Origin of the sequence: uncultured Campylobacter sp. (genome assembly GCF_938039245.1) — a bacterium.
Taxonomy (GTDB): Bacteria; Campylobacterota; Campylobacteria; order Campylobacterales; family Campylobacteraceae; genus Campylobacter_A.
This window is the reverse complement of record NZ_CALHVN010000040.1, coordinates 109,187-134,678: the sequence shown is the minus strand read 5'-3', so window position 1 is coordinate 134,678 and position 25,492 is coordinate 109,187. Positions and strand designations below refer to the sequence as shown.

Sequence of the window (25,492 nt, the reverse complement as noted above, 5' to 3'; positions counted from 1 at the left end):
TTATCTAAACAGAGTAAAATCAACTCGCCTTTATTCTCACATTAACCCAAAATTTCCGCAAATTTAATTCAAAAGAGTAAAAATGTTAAAAATTAAACGCATAAACGAAAGCGATTTCGAGCGGATTTTCGTATTCGGCGACCTTCACGGCTGCCTTGGACTATTTGACGCGATGCTTGAAAAGATAAATTTGAGTAAAAACGACCTAATAGTAATCCTAGGCGATAGCTGCGACAGAGGCGAGGATAGCATCGGGCTATATCTGCGCTACGCCGAGCTCATCGCGCAAGGACGGCAAATTTTACACGTTAGAGGCAACCACGAAGATATGCTTTATAAAGCTATTTTTGAGGATGACGCGCAGAGTTATTACACGTGGATAAATAACGGCGGCGAGGAGACGATAAAAAGCGCAAAGGATCGCGGATTTACGGACATTCCGCCGGCGGTTAAAGAGTTTATAGAGCAGATGCCTCACATAATAAGCTCCGAGCAAAGCATATTCGTTCACGCCGCGTATAATCCTAAAATTTCGCTAGAACGCCAAGACGAGGACTTCGTGATGTGGCGAAGGGCGCCGTTTTGGCTAGATAACGACACAGGCAAAAAGATATACTTCGGACACACTCCAAATCGCGACAACGAAATCCACGATAAAGGAAACGGCGTGTTTGCGATGGACTGCGGCGCGGTGTTTTTCGGACGGCTGGTTATAATGGAAATAAAAAGCGGCGAAAAATTCGAGGTAGGTTTAAGGAGGCAAAAATGACTTATTTTACGTCGGATTTGCATTTCGGACACGCAAATATCATGAAATTTCATCCAAATTTTAGGAAATTTCAAGACATAAACGAGATGGATAATACGCTAATCCGCCTTTGGAATTCGCGCATAAATCCATGCGACGAGGTTTATAATCTAGGCGACGTCAGCTTTCACAAGGACTTTGAGCAGACGCTTAAAATTTTAAAACGCCTAAACGGCAAGCACGTATTGATTTTAGGCAATCACGACCAAGAAATCCGCAAGCGTGCGGACGAGCTTTTAGCGATGCGTAAAAACGACAACAACGCGCTGCTTGAAGAGATTTGCGACTACAAGGAGCTAGCGCTAAAACATGGCGGCGATAGTTTTAGGCTAGCGCTTTTTCACTATCCCGTCTGCGAGTGGAACGGCGGCCATCACGGCGCTATCCATCTCTACGGGCATATCCACGCAAACGTAGCGAAGATAAAGGGCAAGGCGCTAAACGTCGGCTACGACCTGCACGGCAAAATTTTAGAATTCGGCGAAATTTTGGACTTCGTAAAGGATTTGCCGCCCTACTCGCACGGAGGCAATCAATTCGGCGAAAACGAGGACGAGGGCGTAAGAGCGCAAAAGATCAAAGGCTTTTTACGGCTAATCAACAAGTAATGCTAGATCAAATTTCGCGTAAATTTAAGCGGTAAGCCAAAATCGCCGTTTTGACGGACGGATTTAAAATTTTTACCGCAAGGCAAATTGGCGCGAATGCGATAAAAAATAGTCGCAAACTAGGCGCGCAGGGCGCGATAATCGCAAAACCGGCCGATAAAAGGCGGGTTTTGGCGCCTCATATCGCTTTAAATTTGAGCCGCTCGTTTAACCTTGCGCACTCAAATTTTGCCGCCGTCTTGCTAGCGATCTTAAAATGCGCCGAATTTTATTTTGAAGCCGTAAAACGCAAAAAGCTTAATCTTTAAAATTAAATTTTGCGTTTGAGTTTCAAACGTAGCAGATTTTACTCACCGTTCGCCCGCCTTGCCCGTCCAAAATTAGCGCATATCCGCTGCCCTGCGCATTTTGGATGAGTTCGGGGTAGAGTTTTTTACGTAGTTTATAGACGAAGCTTCGTATCGCGTCGGCCGTGCAACTGCTGTCCTGCCAGACGCACGACTCGATCATCTCAAAGCTCACGACGCGTCCCTGATTTTTTAGAAAAAGATGGAGTAAATTTTGCTCTTTTTTAGTTAGCGCCACGGGCACGTCGTCCTTTGTTAGCTGCCTGCTAAAGGCGTTAAATTTAAAGCCGTTTTTTAAATCGATCTGGGCAAAATCGTTTTTAAATTTATTCGCCGCAAAGCTCATTTGCATGATTAGATCGCGCTTTTCAAACGGCTTTTTTAGCACGCCAAAGCTTCCTAGCTCTATCGCGCTAAGCATGTTTTCGTCGTTACCGTATGCAGTAAGAAATATAATAGGCACGTCTTTATCCAGCCCCCTTATACGAGCCGCCATCTCAAGCCCGTTCATATGCGGCATGTTGATATCAGAAAGCACCAAATTTACGTCCTTTGCTTCAAAAACTTCCAGCGCCTCTTTTGCGTTTGCGCAGGCGTAAACCTCGCTCACGTAGTTTTCGACCGATATTTTGATGCTTTCGCGCAGGCTCTCGTCGTCCTCGACGATGAGTAAATTTACGCCGTTTAAGATATTTTTTATTTTGCTATACACGCTAGCCTCGTTTCTTGCTTGTCTTTCTTAAGTTTGCAAACTAATTTTCAAATTTATCGCCTCGTCTAAATTTCGCCTAAAAATAGCGTAAATTTAGTCGGATTCGCCGCGCTTTCGAGCTCCAGAGCGCCGCCTAGCTTTTTTACGGCGAGCTCCCTAGCTACGCTTAGTCCCGTGCCGGTGCCAGTATTTTTCGTCGTAAAAAACGGCTCAAAAATTTTATCGCTATCCACCTTAACTCCGCCGCCGTTATCGCTCACGCTCACGCAAAATAGCTCGCCCGCCCTCTTTAGCTCGATCAAAATTTGAGGCATCTCGCATCCGCTTTCTATTAGCGCGTCCTTGGCGTTTGAGAGCAAAGAGAGCAGGATCTGCCTCACGTAGCTAGCGACGCTTTTTAGCTCGTATTTGCCGCTACTGCTAGCAAATTTTAGCTCGATGCCGTGAGAGTTTAGCTCGGGTCTTACTATCAAAATAAGCTCGTTTATGATATTAACGAGATCAAATTTCGCCGCCCCCTCGCCGCTGGCGTAAAAATTTCTAAACGCCTTTATCGTTTCGTCCATGAGCCTTAGGCTCTTTTTGCAGGCTGCGATTTGAGCCGGTATGCGCTCGAATTCGCCCTCGCGCGCACACTCCTCTATATTATCCAGGTACAGTCCCAGCGCGCTTAGAGGCTGGCGCTGCTGATGCGAGATGGAGTTTATCATCTCGCCCACCAGCGCGGTTTTGGCGTGGGCTAGCACCGAGCGCCTATGCTCAAGCTCTTTTTTTCTAGCTCCGCTTCGTGCGTGATGTCGGTAACCGCGAGGATAAATCCGTCAAATTTAACCCCGCCCTCAAGCACGTTTGAAACGTTTAGCCTGAAGCATTTTTCGCCCTTTTTTACTATAAAATCGCTCGAGTTTAGCGGGCTATTTTTGAGATTTTCAAAGCTTTTTAGTTCGCCGAGCCCCTGCGCCGCAGCGATCATCTCGTCAAATTTCGCTCCGCAAAAAACCTTGGGCGCTAGAGCGAAAATCCGCTCGAATTTTTTATTTATAAATTTTATGACGCCTTTTTTGTCCGCGTACAAAAGCCCCAAATTTAGCGTCTTGGCAAAGGCCCGCGCGACCTCGCTAGGCCCGCTTGCGTTATTCTTTATAGCCCGCGATGTCAAGCCCAAAGCCCTTTAACGCGACGAAATCTTTGTTTTTATTTGCGCTCAAAAGCTCGATCCGGCTGACGCCTAGTTTGTGTAAAATTTGCGCGCCGATGCCGTAGTCCTTGATCTGCCCGCCGCACTTTTCCTCACCTTGTAAAAACACCGCGACGCCGCCGTTTTTGGATAGATACTCAAGCGACTCCAGCAGCTCGGCGAATTTATCGGAGCCAAGCAGCTCCACGTCGCTTGAAATTTGATGAAATTTGACCGCGGTTTTGTCCTTTATCTCGCCGAAAACAAAGGCATAGTGGCGCTCGCCTTTGTGATCTAGGATATCGCATTTTAGGGCATCAAAGCCCGCTATCTTAGCCGCGCTTTTTTCTTTTATCTCGATTAGGCTTTCGTGTTTTAGACGGTACTGCACGAGCTCGGATACCGAGACCATATTTAGCCCGAATTTCTCGCAAAACTCCTCTAAATCGGGTCTGCGAGCCATATTTCCGTCCTCTTTTACGATCTCGCAGATGACGGCTGCTTGCGTTAGACCGGCAAGCTTACACAGATCGACCGAGCCTTCGGTGTGCCCCGTGCGGCTTAACACGCCGCCTTTTTTAGCGATGAGCGGGAAAATATGTCCCGGGCGCACGAAATCCTGCGGCTTTGACATCGGATCGGCAGCCAGGCGGATCGTGATATCGCGCTCGTAGGCGCTCACGCCCGTGGTCGTGTTTTTGGCGTCTATGGTGACGGTAAACGCCGTCTCGTGGCAGGATGTGTTTTTATCCACCATCAAATTTAACTCAAGCCTCTTTGCGATCTCCTCGTTTAGCGCTAGGCACAGTACGCCTTTTGCGTGAGTTATGGCGAAATTTACCTTTTGCGTGTCGCTAAAGGTCGCCGCAAATACCAAATCGCCCTCGTTTTCGCGGTCTTCATCATCGACCATGACCACCATTTTGCCGTTTTTGACGTCGTTTATGGCCTGCTCTACTCTATCCATTGTTATTCCTTGTTTAAAATTTTAGGACAATTATACATTCTTAGTTTTAAAGAAGCGGTAAAAGCGAGGCTAAATTTAAATCCGCTCCAAACGATCCGCGCGGCGCTAAGTTAAACAAATTTAGCTTACGCAAAGCGGTTAATTTCGCGGATTTACTCAAGGCGATTTTAGGCTATTTTTTGCGTCTTTTGGCTAAAATCTCGCTTTTTAAAGGAAATTTATTGAGCTTAGTTTCTCTAGTCGCGATCATGCTGACGCATTTTATCGCTATTATCGTGCCGGGGCCAGACGTGTTTTTGATACTTCGCGTATCGCTAGTGCACGGCTTTAGATATAGCTTTTATGCTTGTTTGGGAGTCTGCGCCGGCATAGTTTTGTGGGTTTTTTTGACGGCGTTTGGGCTAAAGGCTCTTTTTGAGACCGTGCCGCTTATCAGATACGCCTTAGCGCTGTTTAGCGTCTTTTATCTGCTTTTTTTGAGCTTTTTACTATTTCGCTCCGCTCGTAGCGAAAAAGCAAACAAAGAGCAAACGCAAAAAGAAAAAAATGTAAGCGCAAAGCATTTTTTTATCCTCGGGATGCTTACAAATATCTCAAATTCTAAGGCTATTTTGTATTTTGCTAGCATTTTTTCTAAATTTATCGACGAATCCGCGCCGATAAAAGATATTTTTTTATTGATCGGCGCGATATCCGTCCAAAGCGCATTCGTTTTCGTGCTTTTGGGTCGGCTTTTCGCTGTAAAAAAGGCGCGCGAAGCGTTTTTGAGTCGCCAAAAGACGCTTGATAGCGTTTGCGCGACGATTTTTGCGCTTTTTGCGCTTGCTATAGCGTATGATTTCGTTTCTCAAATCCTAAATAAAGGCTAAATTTGCTTCATTCTATCATAGATACTATCGTCTCTTACGTGAGTCAGTGGGGCTATACGGGCATCTTTTTGATGATGTTTTTAGAGAGTTCGTTTTTTCCGTTTCCAAGCGAAGTGGCGATGATACCGGCGGGCTATCTCGCGCACGAAGGAAAGATGAATCTATTTGCCGCTTGGGCCGCCGGAACGGCAGGTAGCCTCGCAGGAGCGGCGTTTAACTACTATCTGTGTTACTTTTTCGGGCGGGAGCTCGCGCTAAAATACGGCAAATACGTCGGTATGACTGAGGAGAAAATGCGCAAATTCGAGGCATTTTTTAATAAACACGGCGAGATTTCGACCTTTAACTGCCGTTTAATACCCGGCATCCGCCAGTACATCAGCCTACCGGCGGGTCTTGCGCGTATGAATATCTTTAAATTTTGCCTCTATACGGCTTTGGGCGCGGGCATCTGGGTCGCCGTACTGCTTGCGGTGGGATGGTATCTAGGCAAAAACTACGACAAAGATACCTTTAGCCACATCGTGATTGCCCTGCTCGTCGCAGTCGGCCTGCTCACCGCGCTTTATATCTTTTACGTAAAACGCCTAAGTAAAAAATCAAAAAACGGCGCAAAAGAGCTAGAATAAACCGCCGAGCAAACCAGCCGGTAAAGCCGAATTTTAATTTCGGCTTTACGTTGCGAGGTCTGCTTTATCAAATTTAACTGCAAACCTTCGTCGCGCCGAAAAATACTAAACTTTTAACTTCACCGCTATTAATCAAAAAGCAACAGAGCGTTTTTTATCTCTTAAATTTACAAAAAATGGCATTTTTTAGAGACTGTATAAATAGTTTATGTGTTCAAATTTTACGCCTTAAAGCAATAAATTTGATTACTTTTAAAGCTTCTTTGGTGAAATTAAAAAATGAAAATTTAGCCATTTTTGCGTCTTTGTTTTTCAAATAATACCCGCGCAAATCAAGCACCAAAAGTGCGATAAGAGACGGAAACATATAGATATTTATGGCGATAAGTACAATGCGAAGCGTAACGGTGTCTTGTAAAATAGCTTGTAAATTTAGGCTATTTTCGATACTGACGTAATAAACGCCGATCACTGCAAAAAGCGCGGCGATGCGTAAAATTTTAGATACGATTTCGTTGCCGAGTTTTGAGATATTTTCACTAACGGCTAGAGATAAAAATAGCCAGCAAAGTATCCAAATAAGCGCAAAAACCACGTCTAAAAATAAATTTTCATCGTAACGCTCGCGTACGACTATAGCAAAAGCGGGCGAAAAAATCAGGCTCAAAACGAACCAAAAAAGCGAGCGAAACGCAAGCAGGACAAAGCACGCGTAGACAAAAGCGCTAGAGGCAAGCAAAAGCCACTCGACCCTAAAAACGAGTGCGAGCCCGTAAACGCCGACGCAAAGCACAAATAGGCCGCAAAAGAGCGAATAATAGCCCTCAAGCAGCCTCGTAGCCTTTAAATTTATATTTTCAAAAAAATTTAGCACGCGTGGATTACGAAATTTTCTTTTGTTTCGGGCGAAAGACCTTCATCACGCTCTCATCTGTCTCTATAAATGCGCCTCCGATAAGATCTATACAGTAAGGAATCGCCGGAAATACGGGCTCTAGGCACTCTCTAATCGCCTTTGGCTGGCCGGGTAAATTTACGATGAGCGCGTGCCCTCTGATGCCAGCCGTTTGGCGTGATAGGATCGCCGTAGGGACGTATTTTAGGCTAGCCGTTCTCATTAGCTCGCCAAAGCCTGGCATCATCTTTTCGCACACGGCTTCGGTTGCCTCAGGCGTCACGTCGCGAGGAGCCGGTCCCGTGCCGCCCGTAGTTAGCACTAGATCGCAGCCTAGTTCGTCTACCATGTGTTTTAGGCGCTCTTTTATAAGCTCGATCTCATCGGGAATCACCTCGTAAAAATACTCTCGCTCGCTCGTTATCCAGCCGTCTAAAACCTCTTTTATCGCCGCACCCGATAGATCGTCGTATTTGCCCTCGCTAGCGCGGTCGCTAAGCGTCAATATGCCAATTTTTGCTTTCATTTTTTCTCCTTAAATTTAGTTGTAATACTCTTTTATTATCTTGCCCAGCGCGTCTTTATCGATACTCTCAAAAATCTCGATATGCTCGCTGATGCGCTCTAGCTGCGTTTTCATACCGGCTAAAAACGCTCCGACTTCGGCGTATGCCTCTTGTAGTAGCTCCTCGGCATCCGCCGCATTTGGTATCAAAGCGCGCCCCATACCGTATTCAAAGACCATATTTTGCGCTATCTCGCGAGCTTTTTGGATGTCTGCGCCCGAGTTTGAAAATATATCGTCTTTGACCATATTTAGCGCGCTCATACCCGCCAAACAGACCTTGATGCGAGCAAACATCTGCGAGCGCGACTCTATCTCGCGCTCGGGACGCATAAACTGCTCATCGACGAGCGAAATTTTTTCAAATTCTATCCCAAACCAATACGCCGCCAAGGCCTTTGCGCCCTGATAGAGCGCTTGGATGCGCTTTTCCTCGTCGTTGTAGCTTAAAATCCTCTTTTTACCGAGCAAGACTTTGTTTAAAACGCTTTCAAAATCGCTAAACTCTATCATCTCGCCGCCACGTCTTAGCGCGTTTATCGCGGCTTCGTTTACCAGCGTAGAGAGCGCCGCTCCGCTAAAACCCACGCTAATGCGCGCCACGTCCTGCGCATCTACGCTCGTATTTTTGTCTTTTAGATAGGATTTTAAAATCTCGACCCTATCGCTAAAATCAGGCATCGAAAGAAAAATACGCCTATCAAATCGCCCAGAGCGCAGCAGCGCCTCGTCTATCATCTCGATGCGATTAGTCGCGGCGATAACTATGACGCCCGAGTTATCCTCAAAGCCGTCCATCTCGGTAAGTAGCTGATTTAGCGTAGCCTCGCGCTCGTCGTTTCGGTTGCCGCCGCGCACCTTGCCCACGGCGTCGATCTCGTCGATAAAGATGATGGAGGGCGCGTACGCTTTAGCCTTTAAAAATAGCTCATGCACGCGTTTTGCGCCCATACCGACGTAAATTTGCACGAAACTCGCGCCGCTTTGGTAAAAAAACGGCACTCCCGCCTCGCCCGCGACGGCCTTTGCCACTAGCGTCTTGCCCACGCCCGGAGGCCCGACCATCAGCACGCCTTTTGGCATTTTGATGCCGAATTTTTTATATTTTACGGGGTCTTTTAGAAAATCCACAATCTCGCTTAGCTCAAATTTGACGTCTTTTATGCCCGCTACGTCGCTAAATTTGACGTTTGAGATAGCGGGCTGCACGGAGCTAGCCGAGATATTTTCATACTCATAGACGTTTGCTTTTTGATTTTCGCTTTGAGCGGCGAGTCTTTGTTTTTTAAACCTCGCATAAACCGCAAGCCCCGCAAAACAGATAGCAAGTAGCGCTAAAACGGCTAAAATTTCATCCAGCACGGGCGTGTCTTTTTTTATATCCACGGGCGCTTTTTGTATGAGTTTTCGCACGTCTACGCCGTCTTTTACGATGAGGTATTTACGCCCTCCCTTGGTCGTTAGCTCGATCTGGCCGCCGTCTATCGTCGCGCTCTCGATCATACCGCCCTCTAGTAGCTTTTCGTAGCTTTCATACATTATGTTTTTTGGTTGGCTTCTGCCGACGGCGATAGCTAACAAGACCGCTAAAAGTACTGTTAGGATGAGGATTATTTTTTGTTTATTTAGCTTAAATTTGCGCATAATCTCCCTCGCTTTTTACTTCAAATTTATCTATGACCGCCCACTCTTTTAAAATTTGCTTATCCGTTTTGATTTTTACTTTGTTGTAAAATTGATCAAAACCCTCGTAAAATTCGCCGTTTAACTGCTCGACTAAAACGTTTAGGCTCCCGCCCTTTTTAGCGTACTCTTGCCTAAATTTAAAATTATTTTCCGCTACGATTTGCTTTAAAATTTTAAGCCTAGCCTTCGCCACGTCGCCGCTAACGTCCGTTTTCATATCCGCCGAGTGCGTGCCCGTGCGCGGCGAATACGCAAAGCAGTGCAAATGCGTGAGCGGAAATTTTTTAAAATTTTCTAGCGCCTCGCTCCAGATTTCCTCGCTCTCGCCAGGATGCCCCACGATATAGTCGGTTCCTAGCGCAAAGCCCATTTCGCTAAGCTGTAAAAACAGCTCCAAATCCCTAAAGGCCTGATTTCGTCGCCTCATGATGCGCAGCATCGCCTCGCTCGTATGCTGAAGCGCGATGTGCAGGTGCCGCTCCAGCCAGCTCTCTTTTAAAATCTCGCGAAAACTCTCGTCCATCTGGCTAGGCTCTATGCTGCCTAGCCTTATGCGCTTTATGCCGCCTATTTTACCGAGCCTACCTAGCAAGCGCCCTAGGCTTGAGTCCGTATCCTTGCCGTAGCTGCCGATGTTTGTGCCCGTTAGCACTAGCTCGTTGTAGCCGTTGTAGGCTAAAATTTTAGCCTCGCGTAAAATCGCTTCCTCGTCCATACTGCGCGCTTTGCCGCGAACGGCGGGGATGATGCAGTAACTGCAGGCAAAGTCGCAGCCCTCTTGGATCTTGATAAAAGCTTTGGTGTGATTTTCGTAGTTCGTTACGATATTTTTGTCGATACTTTTTAAATTTCCCAGCTCGAAAAACGGATCTTGCGACTTTAGTAGCGCGTTTATATCCTCTTTTTTACTCGCGCCTATTACGCCGAAAACCGCGCTTTTATTAAACAGCTCCTTACCCTTACTCACAGCGCCACATCCTGTTAGTATCACTTTGGCGCCTCGCTTTTTTATACCGTTTATGTAGCTGCGCGCGCCGCTATCTGCGGAGTTTGTGACCGTGCAGGAGTTTACTACTACGATGTCTGCTTCGTTTTCGTCGCTAACGATATCGTAGTCTTTGACGTAGCTTTTCATCAGCTCGGTGTCGTAGATGTTCGTGCGGCAACCGAAGGTTTTAAAAAATACTTTCTCTCGGCGCGGCTCTTGCGGGGTCAAATTTGAACTTGATTTCATATTTCCTCGCCGCCTTCGCCTATCGGCTTTGACTCGCCTGCTTTCACGCGTCTATCCATGTAAATAGTCTGCGTAGGATAGGCTATCACGATGTCGTCGTGGCTAGCTATAGCCTCCATGATCTCCGCGCTTATCGTGCTTCGCAAAGATAGAGTGGCAAAGGTATTTGCCATATACCAGACCGAAATTTTCACGCCGTAAGGCTCGATAAAGGTAAATACGCGCGGCTCGACGTTTGGATTTTTGATGCTGTATTGATTTCGCAGCTTACTCATTTGTTTTTTGGCGATTTCCGTGTAGCCTTTTGAGTATTTTCGCGCGATATCTTTGATGATGTGGGCTGCTTTTTTATGATTTGACTCAAAGCTACAAACCACGTCTATACCGTCCCAGACGGTTTTCATACTGTGGTGCGAGTAGTTTGCGATTAGATCGGTGAAGATATAGTTATTCGGTACGAATATAATGCGCCCTGCTCTACGGTTTGAGTTTACGGTAACTATCGTAACATCCTCGTAAATAGTCATCCTAAGCAGCGAGATATCGATGATATCGCCTACGACGTCCTCTCCGTCTTTGCGCACCTTTATGCGGTCGCCGACGTGAAAACTACCGCCAAAAACGATGACCGTCCAGCCAAGCATACTCATAAACATATCTTTCATCGCAATCGCAATACCCGCAGACGCAAAGCCTAGCACCGTGACGAGATAGGTTACGTTTTCTATATAGGCAAAAAGCAAAATCACGACGATTAGCGTGATATTTACGAGATTTATAAATTTATTCGCAGTGTAGAGGCGCTCGTTATCCGTGATCGTTTTTTTAATGATAAATTTAAACAAAAACGAAAGCGCGACCGAAGCTATTATAAAAATCACGATGTCAAGCGCCTTTTTCATCTGCGCTTTTATATCCTCGCTCGTGCGGTTTATCGCCTCGTTTACTCGCTTTTCGTACACGCCGTAAGTAGTCTTTGCGATATCGGCCGCCGCGTTAAATTCGGCAAGCTCCTGCCTGGTCTCGTTTAGCTCGTCTAAAAACTGCGCTTCGTCGCTTAGCTTTACGATTTGAGATAAAATTCGCTCTTTTTTACCCAGCTCGTCCGCGGTTTTAGAAAGCCCTTCTAAGCGGTTTTTGTATTCGTCTTTTTCGCTTTTAAGCTGTTTGATGTATGAAAAACCGGGGATTACCGCGACGGGATTGGTTATTTTTTGTAAAATTTCAATCTCGGGAGCCGTTATCATGCTAGAAAACGGAGCTTTTTGAAACTCTTTTAAAAGCTCGATCTGCTCTTTTAACGTGCTTTGCTTTTTTTGTAGCTCGAGCACTTTTTCCGTATTTTTGGCCTGTTTTTTTATCGCGGCTTCCGTTTCTTCTAGCTCCGCGCTTAGCTTTTGAAACGTGTTATAGTTTGAGTAGCGAGTCGCCCAAACGTTATCGGATAGCTTGGACTCTATGGCATCTAGCGAGCTTTTTAGCTCGGCTAGTTGAGCGTCTTTTGCGCCGTAGTCATCAGGGATATCGTCTACCGCCCAAACCGCCGCCACGGCGATTAAAACAAATAAAATTTTTTTCATTCAAACTCTCTTAAAACGTCCATTACGAGCTCGCGCGGCACGTCTTTTCGTATCTCGTATGCGCCGATACCTCGCGGCAGGATAAATTTGATCGCCGAGTTTTCCGCCTTTTTATCAAGGAAAAACGCCTCGTAAAAGCTGCTTGCGTTTGGCACCTTGTAGCTTATCGGCAAGTCAAATTTAACTAAAAGCTCCGCCGCGCGCGCCTTTTGCTCCTCGCTCATAAGGCCTAGCTTCACCGCTAGCGCGTTAGCCATATTCATACCGATCGCCACCGCCTCGCCGTGTAGATATTTTTTGTAGTTCGTTTCGTTTTCTATCACGTGAGCAAAGGTATGTCCGTAGTTTAGCACCGCGCGCACGCCCTTTTCGCGCTCGTCGGCCTCTACGGCGGCGGCCTTCATCTGCACGCAGCGGTAGATTAAATTTTGCAAATTCGCCTCATCCATCAAATCTGCATCCTCCATCCACGAAAATAGTTTTTCGTCAAAGGTTACCGCCATCTTTGCAGCCTCTGCAAGCCCCGCGGCAAATTCGCGCTTTTCAAGCGTTTTTAAAAACTCCGTTTCGCAGTAAACGGCGCTAGGTTGGTAAAACGAGCCGATTAGATTTTTGCCGAATTTGTTATTTACGCCCGTTTTTCCGCCTACGCTAGCGTCTACTTGGGCTAGCAGAGTAGTCGGGATGTTTATAAATTTGATCCCGCGCTCAAAAATGCTCGCCGCAAAGCCCGCCATATCGCTCACCACTCCGCCGCCAAGCGCGATGATTACGCTGCTTCGGTCAAGGCGACTAACGAAAAGCTGCTCTAAAATCGCCTCGATAGTTTGCATATTTTTATACTCTTCGCCGTCTGGGACGCTGATGATGAATTTGTGCGGGCAGTCGATGCGCGAGAGTAAATTTTGCAGATAAAGCCCGCCTACCTTTGCGTTGGTTACGATTGCGACTTTAGCGTCGAATTTAAGCTCTTTTAGCTCGTTTATATAGACGCCGTAACCGGGTTTGCCCTCAAATTTTATATCTATTTTCATCTTATTCTCCGCTTTTATTTTATCCAAAATAGCCTAATTTATCGGTATAAAAATTTGATAATTATCGCTAAGGCGCGAGTACAAACGGTTCATGTCGTTTGAAAACGCCGCAAACGGATCGGGTCTGCTTATTTTTTTGCTAAAAGGTACGAACTGAAGTAAATTTTGCTCGTTTTTTAGCTTTAAAATAGGATTTATATTTCTATCCTCGACTATCTCGACCTTACGTCCGAAAATTTTAGAAAGGCTATCAAAATGCTCCTCCGCGCCCTCGCCGCCGCTAAGCGTGCCGAAGTGATATAGCGAGATTTGCGTATCTAGCTGCGCGCAGCAGTCCATGATGACGGCTGATTGGTTTTCTATCTCGTCGCCAAAACCGCTACTTAGTATCACGCCTTTTTTTATCTCGTCCGCGTCGCCTCGGCCGATAGTAGTTACCGGTCTTTTAAGCTCAAAAAACATCCTTTTATGAGCCGAGAAAAATTTATTATCGGTTACTATTAACCCGACGTCGTTTTTAAATACGTCGTCTTTTATCTGTTCTACGCCGCGACCGAAAAAATCAAACGTTACCGCAACCCTCTCGTCTCCGACCGATTTTAGCTTCTCGTAGGCTAAATTTAACGTCGGATTTACGACCTTGACATAGAGGCGTTTGCTATTTAGCTTTTCGTGCAGTTTTAGACTCTGTTCTAGCAGCCGTAAACAAGCCTCTTCGCCCATAGCGCGCATATCTAAAAACAGATAAGTGTTATGTCCAAATGGGCTTGGAAACTGCCCCGTTTCTTTTTTCACGCTTCTAAATACGCTTAAAAGCACGCTAGGTTCGCCCACTATCAGCAAAACGTCGTTTGGCAAGATCATTAAATTTGGCTTTGCGATCATGAAATTTGAGCCGCGGTAAACCATCGCGATGCGCCATTTTTTCTGCGTTATGGAGCTGATATGGCGGTACATAAAGGAGCTTCCTACGGGTACTTTGACTTCCATTATTTCGCCTTGTCCAAGCCCCACGTTATCGGCTACTACGGGGATATCTGGCAGATAATCCATGAGCCTAGCCGTCACGATGCCTCGCCCGTCTAAAACCGTTAGATGTGAGTCGTCCTCCAGCCCGCCTAGCCCCCAAAGATCAAGCATCAAAATTTCCGTTTTTTTACTAATTTGACGCAGATTGTTATAGACGCTAACCGTCTCAAAGCCGTCTTTTTGCATTATCATAAACTGGCTAAAATAGCCGCTAACTACCTGCTTAAGACGGTCAAAACTCGTCGGATCAAAGCGGTAAAAGGTAAAATTTTCTAAATTTTCCCCTCCCAAAATCTCCTCGTCCATAGCGATAACCGTGTAGTGATGAGCGTTATTTCGCGCTACGAATAGTCTTTCTAAGAAATATTTAGCTACAATGCCGTCCGCAACTATCAAGATATTTTTCATTAAAACTCCAAATTTAAAGGGACTATTATATCAAAATGACTTTTAGTATAGATAAAACGGACGGCGCGGCGCGCGCGGGCACGCTAACGACCGCTCACTCGACGATCAAAACGCCCGTGTTTATGCCAGTTGGTACCGTCGGCGCCGTAAAGAGCCTAGACGCCGTGGATATGATGCAGATTTTAGACGCTCAAATCATCCTAGGCAACACCTATCACCTCTACTTGCGCCCAGGCAGCAAGGTCGTAAAGCAGCTCGGCGGTCTGCACGGCTTTACTAAATTTAACCGCTCGTTTTTAACCGATAGCGGCGGTTTTCAGGCCTTTTCGCTAAGCAAAATCTCAAAACCCGATGAAAACGGTATCAAATTTAAAAGCCACATCGACGGTAGCACGCACTATTTCACGCCGCGCTCGGTACTAGATACCCAGTACGACCTAAACTCCGACATCATGATGATCTTAGACGATCTAGTAGCGCTCCCTGCCGAAAAAAAGCGCGTGGAGCTAAGCATAAAACGCACGATAAAATGGGCGCGCGAAGCGATAGATTATCATAAATTTAAGCAAAACAACGGCGAAGGCCTCACGCAAAATATATTCGGCATAATCCAAGGCGGCACCGACGAGGCGGCGCGTAAATTTTGCGCCGAAGCGCTGTGCGAGATGCCCTTTGACGGCCTTGCCATCGGAGGTCTTAGCGTAGGCGAGAGCAACCAGGAGATGTATGATACCGTGCAGGCCGTGATGCCCTACATCGACGCGGCGCGTCCGCGCTACCTCATGGGCGTAGGCACTCCAGAAGACCTCGTAGAAAACGTGGCTCGCGGCGTGGATATGTTTGACTGCGTGATGCCGACGCGAAACGCACGCAACGGCACGCTATTTACGAGTTTCGGTAAGATAAATATCAAGTCCGCAAAATTTGCAACCGACCGCGCTCCGATAGATCCCCAGTGCGATTGCTACGCGTGCCGCAACTACTCGCGCGCCTATCTTAGCCACCTATACCGCGCGGGCGAGCTGACGTTTTTCCGTTTGGCAAGCCTACACAACTTGCATTATTATTTAAATTTGATGCGACAGATGAGAGAAGCGATAACGGCGGGCGAATTTGAAAAATTTAGGCGAAATTTCTACGCCAAACGCGGCAAAGACGAGCCGAGCATATAAGGCAAAGCAGTGAGCGAGCGCGATATCTCTGGGTACTTTTACGACGAGGAGTGCGAGTACGTCTATCTCGTAACGGACGGTAGCGAACAAAACTATAAATTTATCTTTAAAGACGACAAAATTTACGCACAGGACGGCAGCCAGAGCGGCGCCGAGGAGTTTATCCGCGTAGTAAAAAAGATAACGAGCGAGTTTCGCGCCAAGATCGCCGAGCACTCCGCCCAGCTTGAAAGCTACGAGAAAATCTACGCGGGCAAGAGGGATTTTACTAAATTTATCAAAAAGCACGCGATTTTAAAATACGAAATACGCAAATTTCAAAACAAAATTTCGCACTTTTACGAGGCTCTGGCGATCTGTCAAAATGAAAGACCGGGGCTTAAAAAACAGCTCAAAAACTACGTCTACGAAGCCGGCGTGCTAAAAAACGCAGCCTGCGAAAACGCCGCCAGGATAGACGATATATACGCGCATATACAAAGCCTAAAAAACGACAAAATCAACCGAAACATCTATATCCTGACGGTACTTTCGGCGCTATTTTTGCCGCTAAATTTTATCACGGGATTTTTCGGGATGAATACGAACGGGATGTTTTTAGGCAGCTTTCAAAACGGCACGGCAATCGTCGCCGGATCTATGCTTGCGCTTTTTGCTACGCTGACGGGGCTATTTTATTTTCTAGGCAAACGGCGGGAGTAAATTTGCAAGGTCGTTTGCGGCTAGCTAAATTTAACTCGCCGTCAAATTTCTTGCAAATTTAACGCGCTCAAAAAAACCGCAAATTAGGCGCAAGACATAGTCAAATTTACTCCGCTTTTCCAGCTGCCGCTTTATAGATACCGATTTCGTCTTGCAAAATTTTATATTTTTGAGCGATCAGGCTGATCCTGCCTTCAAGCAGCAAATTTTGCGCCTCTAGATAGTTTTTTAACTCCGTTTTGCCGTAGTCGTATTTGAGCTTGTATATGTCACTGATAGAGCTTAGATTTCGCAAATTTTCGTTTAAATTTCGCAAAACCGCCTCGTCTTTTTGCAGATTTTTATAGCCGGCGTCGATCTCGTTTAGCGCGGTAGTTAGCGTCTGCGCGTAGTTTAGCTTCATAGTCTCAAACTCAAGCTCGGAGATTTTTAGCTTTGATTTAAGCTTGGAGTAGTTTAAAAACGGCAAATTTATCGCGATATTTCCGCTTAAGAAATTTAGCTTAAGCCCCTCGCTCGCGCTATCTCCGCTTCCGCTAAGCCCAGCTCCTACCGTGATGCTTGGATAGAAGTTTTTTTCGCTAACCTTAACACCCAAAAGCGCCTCTTTGATACGCGAGACCGCGGCTTGCAGGTCGGGACGCGCACCGATAACGTAAAGCGGCACGTTTAAATTTACGCCCTGCGGCGAGATATCGCTTAAATTTCCGCTCAAATTTAACTCAAACTCGGGTTTAACGTTTAGCAGATTTCTTAGCGTTTTTTCCGCCGCATCAAGGCTCTTGCTCGCGTTTAAAATTCTGTTTTTAGCCGAGATTACCGAGCTTTTTACTTGCTTTAGGCTTAGCTCCTCTTCTTTGCCGAGCTCAAATTTAGCCTTTACGATAGCTTCTAGCTCTTCGTAGTTTTTTAGCGTTTTTTCGTATAGATTTATGCTCTCTTTTTGATACTTCGCTTCAAAATACGCATCCGCGACGGAGTTAATGAGCGCGAGCCTGGCGGCCTCTAGGTCGTATTTAGTCGCGTTAGCCTCCCACATGGCGGCGTCTGCGGAGTTTGCGAGCTTGCGCCACAGATCGATCTCATAGCTTAGCGAGATGCCGCTTTTATAGCTCTCGCTCCAGCTGCCGCCCGTTTTTATATTTTTCCCCGTTTCTGCGCCCAAATTTGCGTTAAAGCTAGGCACGAGATCAGCCTGCAAGACGCCTGCTTGCGCTAAGGCTTTATTTACGGCGATGGCCGATTTTGCCAGATCGATATTATTTTTTAGCGCAAGGCCGATTAGCTCGTTTAGGCGCGCTTGGCCGTAGCCCGTCCACCACTCGCGGTTTATTTTTATATCGGCGCTTGCGTCCTCTTTTAGCAAAATTTGCTCGTAGTTTTCGTTTATCTGCGTTACCGCGCAGCCGCCGAGCAAAAAGGCGGCTAGGATTATGGAGATTTTTTTCATTTTATTCCCTTGTTAGAGCGTCGATCGGATTTAGTTTTGAGGCGCTGCGAGCCGGCATGTAGCCAAATATCACGCCTATCGCGCTAGAAACCGCAAGCGCGACCACGATAGAAGTCTGCGAAAATATCATCTTTACGCCGGGCGCGAAATTTTCCGCTAGATAGCCGATACCAAACGCCGTCCCGACGCCGATTAGTCCGCCGATGAGGCATAGTAGTACCGCCTCGATCAAAAACTGCTCTAAGATATTTCCCTGACGCGCGCCGATCGCCATCCTGATGCCGATTTCCTTAGTGCGCTCGGTTACGGAGACTAGCATGATATTCATCACGCCGATACCGCCCACTAGCAGCGAGATAAAGGCGATACAAGAGATCAGCAGCGTCATGGTCCTAGTCGTCTCCTCGATCGTTTTTTTGATCGTATCGGAGTTTCTGGTGAAAAAGTCCTTTTTGCCGTGCTTGGCGGTTAAAATTTCCGTTAAGCTCTGCTCGGCGATTTGTGCGTTTACGTTATCTTTAACCTTAACCGTGATTGACGATAGGTGCCTATCGCCCGTTAGTTTGTTTATGACCGCCGTATAGGTAGAAAACGTGCGCAGGGTGCTGGAGTCTGCGAACATATTGTCGTTTTTTGCCACTACGCCGATGATTTTAAAGGGGCGTTTGTTAAAAAGCACGGTCTTGCCCAGCGGATCTTCGTCTGCGAAAAACTGCTCCCTAGTGGGCTGATCTATCACGATCACGGACGCCGACTCTGCGACCTCTTGGGCGGTAAATACCCGCCCGGCCTCTACCTTGTAACCCATGACGTTTAGGCTCTCCTCGCTACCGCCTTTAATCGTAGCCGAGGCTGATTTATTGCCATAGGTGAGCGTACCGCTAGCGGAGGCGTTTGGCGTGACGCTATCTAGATAGTCTTGCTTAGATAGCATTGCCGCGTCGCTAACGGTCAAATTTTTCACCCGTTCCGAGCGCATATCGCCAAAACCCTTGCCGTTTAGGATATCGATCGTGTTAGTACCGATACCGCGGATATCGGAGAGTATCTGCTCCTGCGAGCCCTGCCCTAGCGCCACGACGCAGATGACTGACGTGATGCCGATAATGATGCCAAGCATCGTTAGAGCCGAGCGCAGTTTATGGCTAAGAATTGCGTTTATCGACATTTTAAAGCTCTCGATAAACTGATCTTTGTAAAAGCTAAAGATATTTTTTTGCTTCGGCGACGGTTTTTCGGAAGTGAAAATTTCCTCGCTTTTTACCGTATCGCTCAAAATTTTACCGTCTTTTATCTCGATGACGCGGTTTGCGTATGCGGCGATATTTGGGTCGTGCGTGACGATGATGATGGTATGGCCTTGCTTGTGCAAATTCGTTAAAATTTCCATCACCATGAGGCCGCTTTTGCTATCTAGCGCACCCGTCGGCTCGTCTGCTAGGATGATCTCGCCGCCGTTTATGAGCGCCCTAGCGATCGAGACTCGCTGCTGCTGTCCGCCGCTAAGTTTACTAGGCAAATTTTGCAGCTTTTCGCCAAGCCCCAGCCCCTCTAAAAGCTCGCCGGCCTTTTTCTCGCGCTCTTTTTTAGAAACGCCCGCATACACGCTAGGCAAAGCCACGTTTTGCAGCGTAGTTAGGGTAGATAAAAGGTTGTAGCGCTGAAAGATAAAGCCGAATTTTTCTCTGCGTAAACGCGCTAGCTCGTCGCCTTCAAATTTAGATATGTCGCGCTCTTCTAGCAGATATTGCCCGCCGCTTGGGTTGTCTAGGCAGCCAAGGATGTTCATGAGCGTAGATTTTCCCGATCCGCTTTGACCAATGATAGCGATAAACTCGCCCTTTTTTATGGTTAAATTTACGTCTTTTAGTGCGTCAAATACGTTATCGCCGAGTTTAAATTTCTTGCTTAAATTTTTAAGTTCTATCAAATTTTTCAAGACTTAGCCTTAGAACTTCATTCTTCTTTTTTCTTTTTCGAGCATTTCGCTGATTTCAGCCGCCGAGTTTTGCTTCGTTACGACCTCCTCGCCCTCCTCTACTCCGCTTAAAATTTGAGTTTTTAGGCTATCGATTAGTCCCGTTTGCACCCATCTTCGCTCGGCCGTTTCTAGTCCGTTTTTATCTCTTTTTAGCACGTAGACTACGCTTTTACCCTCTTCGTTTTTAACGGCTATAGAGGGCACTATGACGGCATCTTTAGCGCTATCTAGGATGATTGTGTTTTGCGTAGTCATACCGATCCTTAGCGTGCCGTCAGGATTATCTACCACGGCCTTAGCGTAGTAGTAGATCGCCGAACTGCTAGAGCTTGAGGTAGTAGAGCCCGAGCTTGAGGTGGTTTTGTATTTGCCGTTACTTAGCGTGGTTAGACCGGGATCAATCGAGCTAATTTGGGCGTAAAATTTACGATTCGGCTCGGATAGTATCGAGTATTCGACTTTTGAGCCGACTTTGATTTTAGTTATGTCGCCCTCGGCGATCTCCATTTTTAGCAGCACTTTGCTTAGATCGGCGATATTTACGATAGTGGGCGTAGTTTGGTTTGAGTTTACGGTTTGCCCCTCTTCGACCTGCACGGAGACCACGACGCCGTCTTTTGGAGCAGTGATTTTAGTGTAGCCAAGGTCGATCTGAGCGGTGTTTAGAGAGATTTTAGCCTGCACGATTTGCGCCTCGATCTCTTTTAGCGAGGCTTCGTTTGCGGCTAGGGTGTTTTTAGCGTTTTCAAACTCCTCTTTTGAGGTTGCGTTTTTGGCAAAAAGCTCTTGCTCGCGCTTAAATTTGGTTTTTGAGATTTCAAGCGCGACTTTGGCCGAATTTAACTTCGCTTCGTAAATTCCAAGCTGGGCTTTTTTGGTATCTACGTTATTTTGCTGGGTCGCAGAGTCGATTTCAGCTATCATATCTCCGGCTTTTACGACGTCGCCGAGCTTTACGTAGAGTTTTTTGATCTGGCCGCCGACCTGTGCGCCCACGTCGATTAGCTCGGTAGCGTAAATCTCGCCGTTGCTTTCGATGCTTTTAACCAGCTCGCCGCGAACGGCTTTTGAGGTGATAAACTGATCGCCCTGCGGGACGTTATTCTTATCGTAAAAATAATAGCCCGCACCCGCCAAAATAGCTGCTATGACGATAAATTTGATAAATTTCTTCATTTTTCTCGCTTTATTTAATTTAAAATGCGCGATTATATACAAAAATGCGTTAAGGCGATGTTAAGTAATTCAACTAAATTTTATTTTTCTTTAATGCTAGCCGCCGTATAATCGCGTTTTTAAAATTTATAACTCGGATTACGCAAATGTTTACGCAATTATTATCTATTTTTATCATTATTGCCTCAGGCTACGGGGCGAAAAAATTTAAGGTCTTTGAGCAAAAAAACGCCTCCGTTTTCATAAACTACGCGCTTTGCTTCGCGCTTCCGGCGCTGATTTTCGATAAAATTTACCACGTAAACATCGACACCACGCTCATTAACGTCATCGCCACGGGTTTTGCCTGTTCGATGCTGGGCGCTGCGGCGATATTTTTGGCATGCAGATTTTTAAAATTTAACAAAGCCACGACCGTGAGCGCCGTACTGCTCGGGATGTTCGGAAATACCGTATTTATGGGCATGCCTATTATCAAGGGTTTTTTCGGCGAGGACGCGATGAACGAAGTTATCTTTTACGATCAGTTAGCCACCTCGATCCCGATTAGCATTTTTGGGCCTTTTATCCTGGCTTTCGGCGCTCCGGCAAAGGTTTCGCTCGTGCAAAACGTTATGAAAGTGATTAAATTTCCGCCGTTTGTCGCGCTTATTTTGGGCTTTTTGCTCCGCGGTGTTCCGCTTCCAAAGGTGCTATTTGACGCGCTTACGCTTTTTGCGCAAAGCGTCGTTCCCGTCGCTCTTTTTGCGATCGGCATCGGACTTGGATTTCGCAGTATCAAGAGCTGCTACAAATCAACGGCCGTGGTAATCGCAGGCAAGATGTTGCTAGCGCCTTTTATTTTTATATTAGTCACGATAGTTTTTGGCGTAAATTTCGGTCAAATTTGGATGATCGGTATCCTGCAGTGCGCCATGCCGCCGATGGTGCTAGCAAGCGCGATGATCATGAAAGCAGAGCTTGATAGCCAGCTAGCTGTCGCCGCAGTAGCCGTCGGAGTCGCGTTTAGCTTTATTAGCCTACCGCTTTTATCGTACGTTTTTAGCTTGATGGCGTAAATTCACGCTCGTTTCACGTTTCTTGGCTAAACTTCCATCATAAATTTTCTTAAAGGAGATGCTATGAAAAAGTTAGCTTTAGTTGCGCTTAGCGCGTTGTTCGTTACAGGTTCTATCTTTGCCGCCGAGATGAAAGGCGATATGATGGAGAAAAAAGATACCATGATGGAAAAGAAAGACGCCATGATGGAGAAAAAAGACGATATGATGATAAAAAAGGACGAAATGAAGGGCGACATGAAAGAGATGAAAGACGATATGGGTAAAAAGAAAGACGATATGAAAGATATGAAAAAGGATAAGATGTAATGACGCAAATTTTGCTCGTAGAGGACGATGAGACGCTAAGCGAACTCATCAACGAGTATCTGAGCGAACAAGGCTACGACGTGACCGTTCGCGCCGATGCTAAAGCAGCTCTAGATACCGCCTACGAGCGAAATTTTGATATCCTCATCCTCGACGTCAAGCTACCTAAAGGCGACGGTTTCTCCCTTTTGCGCGAACTTAGGCGGCTTGGCGACGACACGCCTGCGATCTTTACCACCTCGCTAAACGCGCTGCAAGACCTAGAGATCGGCTACAAAAGCGGCTGCGACGACTACCTTAAAAAGCCGTACGAGCTAAAAGAGCTTTTGCTTCGTATTCAAATTTTACTCAAGCGCAAATTTTCTCACGTAAATGACGAATTTATCGAGCTTAACGATGGATATAAATTCTATCCAAGCTCCAAAACGCTAAGGCAAAACGGGCAAATCGTAAACCTCTCAAACAAAGAAAGCGAACTTTTGGCGCTATTTTTGGAAAATAAAAACACGCTGCTGAGCAAGGAGACGATATTTGAGAAAATTTGGAACTACGGCGAAGAGCCCAGCGAGCTGAGCCTGCGAGTTTACGTCAAAAACTTACGCCGCATTTTAGGCAAGGACGCGATCATAAATAGGCGCGGCGACGGCTATATCTATGTCTGAGCGCTCTGCCGTTATAGCTAAAATCCTCTCGCTTTATCTCATCACTAGCACCCTATTTTTGGGGTATTTCTTTACGAACGACTATAAAATGAAAAAGGAAGCCCTCATCTCAAACGAGGTAAAAAATCTAAAAGAGATCAAGATGGGTATCTACATGAAAGCGCGCATGTACGGGCTTGGCGCAGTAAAAAGCTTTACCGCCGAAAAAGACGTCAAAGCCTGCATCGTAGCTAAAAGCGGTCAAATTTTATACGGCGAGGCGGGCTGCGCTAAATTTGACGACGTCCAGAGTAGCACGGTCGTATCGGACGGCAAGGCGACGATATTTGAGGCGCTACAAAACATGGACGAAGGCGGCGCGGACGAGCTAGCCACGGCAAAGATCGCGCTAATCGGCAAGGACGTCACGAGCGAGCTAAATTTGCTGCGACTGCGTACGGCGCTAAATTTGCTTATCGTTTTAGGCGTCATCATGATAATCGCCTTTTATCTAGCAAAGACCGCGCTAGCGCCGCTACACGCCAAGATCGCCGCGCTAAATCGCTTTATAAAAGACTCTACTCACGAGATAAACGCGCCCCTTAGCGTCATACTTATGAGCATCGAAACGGCAGATAAAAGTAGCCTAAGCCAGAGAAATCTAAAGCGCCTAAACAACATCCAAACCGCCGCCAAAACGCTAAGCCGTACCTATGAGGACCTCACGTATTTATCCTTTGGTGCCGAGCGCTGCGCACCAAAAGAGGAGCTAAATTTGAAAGATATTTTAAACGAGCGACTCGAATTTTTTGCTCCGTTTTTTGCTAAACGAGGGCTTGATTTAAGGCTAAATTTAAAAGACGCTCTCATAAATGCAAACGGCTATGAGCTAAAACGTGCAGTGGATAACCTACTAAGCAACGCCGTAAAATACGCAAACCAAGGCGGCTACGTCGCGGTTAGTTTGCAAGACGGCGAGCTAAAAATCTCAAATAGCGGCGAGGGGCTCAGCAAAGAGCAGCAAGATAAAATTTTCGAGCGATACACGAGGTTTAACGAAGACCAAGGCGGCTTTGGTATCGGGCTAAATTTGGTCAAAAGAGCCTGCGAAAACAACGCCATATCCGTAACATGCGAAAGCGAATCCGGCAAAGAAACGACGTTTAGGCTGCGGTGGCAAGCATAAATTCGACATCAAATTCGGCGGTTTGGGCTTTGAGCCGAATTTGAGATTTTAAATTTAGCATTACGCTATATGACCAAAATTTAATCCGACTCCTTTTTGAAGTAACAAAAACGACTTTGCGAAATTTTTTACGTTTTTTGGCTCTTAAGCAAATTTTAGTCGTAAAATTTGCGCCGTGCGGTTAAAATCGCATGATGCATCCCGAGAATAAAAAGTGATTTTCATAGATTCTTAGCTCAAACCATCCTTAAAACCTCGGGTCGTTTAGTTAAAATATTCCGTAAAGTTCCTTGCGATTAAATTAAGGGTTAAACCCCATCTTTAAAATTTCAAAACTTTGCGGGTTTAATAAAATTCGATTAAAATCTTAGTCAAATCCAAATTTACGCGGCGAGTAAAGATTTCGCGCGGGGGTATGCTTGCGGTTTAAATTTACTCGCCAATGCCCAGGCAAAGCCTATTCGCTATTTACGAGCGAAAGATTTCTGCAGCCGACCTCATCGCCAAGCTCGCATCCTATCTCATAAAATTTCCTCGCCACATCCCTGCTCGCCGTCTCTACGCCCAAAGAAAACTGATGCATGCTGCCTAAATTCGTGCAGCTTTTAGCGTGTTTTAGCTGCACGCAGGATTTTTCGTAGAGTTTTATCGCGCGCACGAAGTCGTTTTTACGCGCGCCAAGCCCCAGGCGGTAAACGTTTGCGGCATTAAAGCAGCCGTATTTATTGCCCGCTTGGCAGGCCTTTAAAAAAAGAGGTAAAATTTGATCGCTAGCAGGATCGATTTTTTGATAAAGAGAGCCTAAATTCGAACACGCTACGCCCTCGCCGCTCTCGCAGGCCTTTTGATAGCAGAGTTTCGCGCGCTCATAGTCTTTAGCGTTTTCAAATTTCACGCCCGTATCGTTACACTCTTTTGGGCTTTTGCCGTCACAGATGTTTTTTATTTCAGACTGCGTAACGGGCTTTGGCGGTGCGGGGGTTGCCTTTTTCGGCGCAGCGCAACCGCTAGCAAACGCCGCAACCAGCGCAAAAACGGCAACATGCGAGATAGCTTGAAAAAAAGCGCGTTTCAAAATTTAGCCTTAAGAAAATTTTGCCTTAATCTTACCTTACGCTCGCCAAAATAACGCTTAAAATAAACTTTAAAATCCTCGGCAGTAACCAAACAGAACCAAATTTGTAACAAATTTATCGCTCGTTAAAAGGGCGTTTTTAGCGTATTAAGGCGAATTTACCCATAGTTTTATATCCAAATTCAGCGCCTGTC

25 protein-coding genes are annotated in these 25,492 nt (G+C 46.3%); 10 read left to right on the top strand and 15 right to left on the bottom strand.

Annotation, left to right across the window (positions count from 1 at the left end; translation table 11 throughout):
• The first annotated feature begins 82 nt into the window (after positions 1–82).
• Entirely contained in the window at positions 83–769 is a 687-nt protein-coding gene (locus tag Q0218_RS07215; protein ID WP_297968077.1) for a metallophosphoesterase, read from the top strand.
• Positions 766–1,416: a metallophosphoesterase family protein gene (locus Q0218_RS07210; RefSeq protein WP_297968074.1), complete on the top strand. Its 651-nt coding sequence runs from the start codon at positions 766–768 to the stop codon at positions 1,414–1,416. The genes Q0218_RS07215 and Q0218_RS07210 overlap by 4 nt, the downstream gene beginning before the upstream one ends.
• Positions 1,417–1,746: 330 nt before the next feature.
• Here the strand turns inward: Q0218_RS07210 and Q0218_RS07205 are convergent, their stop codons facing one another.
• From Q0218_RS07205 to Q0218_RS07190, 4 genes are all read right to left on the bottom strand, one after another.
• On the bottom strand, positions 1,747–2,475 hold the full coding sequence (locus Q0218_RS07205) for a response regulator transcription factor (RefSeq protein ID WP_297968071.1): 729 nt from the start codon (positions 2,473–2,475) through the stop codon (positions 1,747–1,749).
• Between the two features lie 65 nt (positions 2,476–2,540).
• Positions 2,541–3,221: an ATP-binding protein gene (locus tag Q0218_RS07200; RefSeq protein WP_297968068.1), complete on the bottom strand. Its 681-nt coding sequence runs from the start codon at positions 3,219–3,221 to the stop codon at positions 2,541–2,543.
• Entirely contained in the window at positions 3,215–3,634 is a 420-nt protein-coding gene (locus Q0218_RS07195) for a PAS domain-containing protein (protein WP_297968065.1), read from the bottom strand. Before Q0218_RS07195 ends, Q0218_RS07200 begins: the two co-directional genes overlap by 7 nt.
• Positions 3,609–4,619, bottom strand: a complete 1,011-nt coding sequence (locus Q0218_RS07190; RefSeq protein ID WP_297968064.1) for a bifunctional 3,4-dihydroxy-2-butanone 4-phosphate synthase/GTP cyclohydrolase II — start codon at positions 4,617–4,619, stop codon at positions 3,609–3,611. Before Q0218_RS07190 ends, Q0218_RS07195 begins: the two co-directional genes overlap by 26 nt.
• Before the next feature lie 221 nt (positions 4,620–4,840).
• Between Q0218_RS07190 and Q0218_RS07185 the strand changes: the two genes are divergently transcribed.
• Positions 4,841–5,488 (top strand): LysE family translocator, encoded by a 648-nt coding sequence (locus Q0218_RS07185; protein WP_297968061.1) that lies wholly within the window; start codon positions 4,841–4,843, stop codon positions 5,486–5,488.
• 2 nt (positions 5,489–5,490) lie between these two features.
• Complete coding sequence (locus Q0218_RS07180) at positions 5,491–6,117, top strand: DedA family protein (RefSeq protein ID WP_297968058.1); 627 nt, start codon at positions 5,491–5,493, stop codon at positions 6,115–6,117.
• Positions 6,118–6,331: 214 nt separating this feature from the next.
• Here the strand turns inward: Q0218_RS07180 and Q0218_RS07175 are convergent, their stop codons facing one another.
• From Q0218_RS07175 to Q0218_RS07145, 7 genes are read right to left on the bottom strand one after another with little or no spacing between them, the layout of a single operon-like run.
• Positions 6,332–6,991 carry a nitrogen fixation protein NifR gene (locus tag Q0218_RS07175; protein ID WP_297968055.1) on the bottom strand — a complete coding sequence of 220 codons (660 nt, stop codon included), beginning with the start codon at positions 6,989–6,991 and terminating at the stop codon, positions 6,332–6,334.
• Between the two features lie 7 nt (positions 6,992–6,998).
• Positions 6,999–7,538: a molybdopterin adenylyltransferase gene (mog, locus tag Q0218_RS07170; RefSeq protein ID WP_297968051.1), complete on the bottom strand. Its 540-nt coding sequence runs from the start codon at positions 7,536–7,538 to the stop codon at positions 6,999–7,001.
• 15 nt (positions 7,539–7,553) lie between these two features.
• On the bottom strand, positions 7,554–9,221 hold the full coding sequence (locus Q0218_RS07165; protein WP_297968048.1) for an ATP-dependent metallopeptidase FtsH/Yme1/Tma family protein: 1,668 nt from the start codon (positions 9,219–9,221) through the stop codon (positions 7,554–7,556).
• Positions 9,208–10,497, bottom strand: a complete 1,290-nt coding sequence (mtaB, locus tag Q0218_RS07160; RefSeq protein WP_297968045.1) for a tRNA (N(6)-L-threonylcarbamoyladenosine(37)-C(2))-methylthiotransferase MtaB — start codon at positions 10,495–10,497, stop codon at positions 9,208–9,210. The genes Q0218_RS07165 and mtaB overlap by 14 nt, the downstream gene beginning before the upstream one ends.
• Entirely contained in the window at positions 10,494–12,077 is a 1,584-nt protein-coding gene (locus Q0218_RS07155) for a mechanosensitive ion channel domain-containing protein (RefSeq protein WP_297968043.1), read from the bottom strand. Before Q0218_RS07155 ends, mtaB begins: the two co-directional genes overlap by 4 nt.
• Positions 12,074–13,111 carry a 3-dehydroquinate synthase gene (gene aroB / locus Q0218_RS07150; protein ID WP_297968040.1) on the bottom strand — a complete coding sequence of 346 codons (1,038 nt, stop codon included), beginning with the start codon at positions 13,109–13,111 and terminating at the stop codon, positions 12,074–12,076. Before aroB ends, Q0218_RS07155 begins: the two co-directional genes overlap by 4 nt.
• A gap of 33 nt (positions 13,112–13,144) precedes the next feature.
• Positions 13,145–14,548, bottom strand: a complete 1,404-nt coding sequence (locus Q0218_RS07145) for a TrkA C-terminal domain-containing protein (protein ID WP_297968036.1) — start codon at positions 14,546–14,548, stop codon at positions 13,145–13,147.
• 35 nt (positions 14,549–14,583) lie between these two features.
• Here Q0218_RS07145 and tgt point away from each other — a divergent pair, with 35 nt between their 5' ends.
• Positions 14,584–15,720: a tRNA guanosine(34) transglycosylase Tgt gene (tgt, locus tag Q0218_RS07140; protein WP_297968033.1), complete on the top strand. Its 1,137-nt coding sequence runs from the start codon at positions 14,584–14,586 to the stop codon at positions 15,718–15,720.
• A gap of 9 nt (positions 15,721–15,729) precedes the next feature.
• The gene (locus tag Q0218_RS07135) at positions 15,730–16,422 is read left to right on the top strand and encodes a CorA family divalent cation transporter (RefSeq protein ID WP_297968030.1); all 693 of its coding nucleotides are present in this window, start codon (positions 15,730–15,732) and stop codon (positions 16,420–16,422) included.
• 106 nt (positions 16,423–16,528) lie between these two features.
• Here Q0218_RS07135 and Q0218_RS07130 read toward each other — a convergent pair whose 3' ends face one another.
• From Q0218_RS07130 to Q0218_RS07120, 3 genes are read right to left on the bottom strand one after another with little or no spacing between them, the layout of a single operon-like run.
• A complete protein-coding gene (locus Q0218_RS07130) occupies positions 16,529–17,872 on the bottom strand; it encodes a TolC family protein (RefSeq protein ID WP_297968027.1) in 1,344 nt (447 codons plus the stop codon).
• A gap of 1 nt (position 17,873) precedes the next feature.
• Positions 17,874–19,802, bottom strand: coding sequence for a MacB family efflux pump subunit (locus Q0218_RS07125; RefSeq protein WP_297968092.1), 1,929 nt, complete (start codon positions 19,800–19,802; stop codon positions 17,874–17,876).
• Between the two features lie 18 nt (positions 19,803–19,820).
• Complete coding sequence (locus Q0218_RS07120; RefSeq protein ID WP_297968025.1) at positions 19,821–21,029, bottom strand: efflux RND transporter periplasmic adaptor subunit; 1,209 nt, start codon at positions 21,027–21,029, stop codon at positions 19,821–19,823.
• 146 nt (positions 21,030–21,175) lie between these two features.
• On the opposite strand from Q0218_RS07120, the gene Q0218_RS07115 reads away from it, so the two are divergent.
• The 4 genes from Q0218_RS07115 (at position 21,176) to Q0218_RS07100 (ending at position 24,223) form a co-directional block, all read left to right on the top strand.
• A complete protein-coding gene (locus Q0218_RS07115; protein ID WP_297968023.1) occupies positions 21,176–22,087 on the top strand; it encodes an AEC family transporter in 912 nt (303 codons plus the stop codon).
• 63 nt (positions 22,088–22,150) lie between these two features.
• Positions 22,151–22,396 carry a hypothetical protein gene (locus Q0218_RS07110; protein WP_002944746.1) on the top strand — a complete coding sequence of 82 codons (246 nt, stop codon included), beginning with the start codon at positions 22,151–22,153 and terminating at the stop codon, positions 22,394–22,396.
• Positions 22,396–23,058 (top strand): response regulator transcription factor, encoded by a 663-nt coding sequence (locus Q0218_RS07105; protein WP_297968018.1) that lies wholly within the window; start codon positions 22,396–22,398, stop codon positions 23,056–23,058. The genes Q0218_RS07110 and Q0218_RS07105 overlap by 1 nt, the downstream gene beginning before the upstream one ends.
• The gene (locus tag Q0218_RS07100; RefSeq protein WP_297968015.1) at positions 23,051–24,223 is read left to right on the top strand and encodes a HAMP domain-containing sensor histidine kinase; all 1,173 of its coding nucleotides are present in this window, start codon (positions 23,051–23,053) and stop codon (positions 24,221–24,223) included. Before Q0218_RS07105 ends, Q0218_RS07100 begins: the two co-directional genes overlap by 8 nt.
• A 457-nt stretch (positions 24,224–24,680) precedes the next feature.
• On the opposite strand, the gene Q0218_RS07095 is transcribed toward Q0218_RS07100, so the two are convergent.
• Entirely contained in the window at positions 24,681–25,298 is a 618-nt protein-coding gene (locus Q0218_RS07095; RefSeq protein ID WP_297968012.1) for a tetratricopeptide repeat protein, read from the bottom strand.
• Positions 25,299–25,492 lie beyond the last annotated feature (194 nt).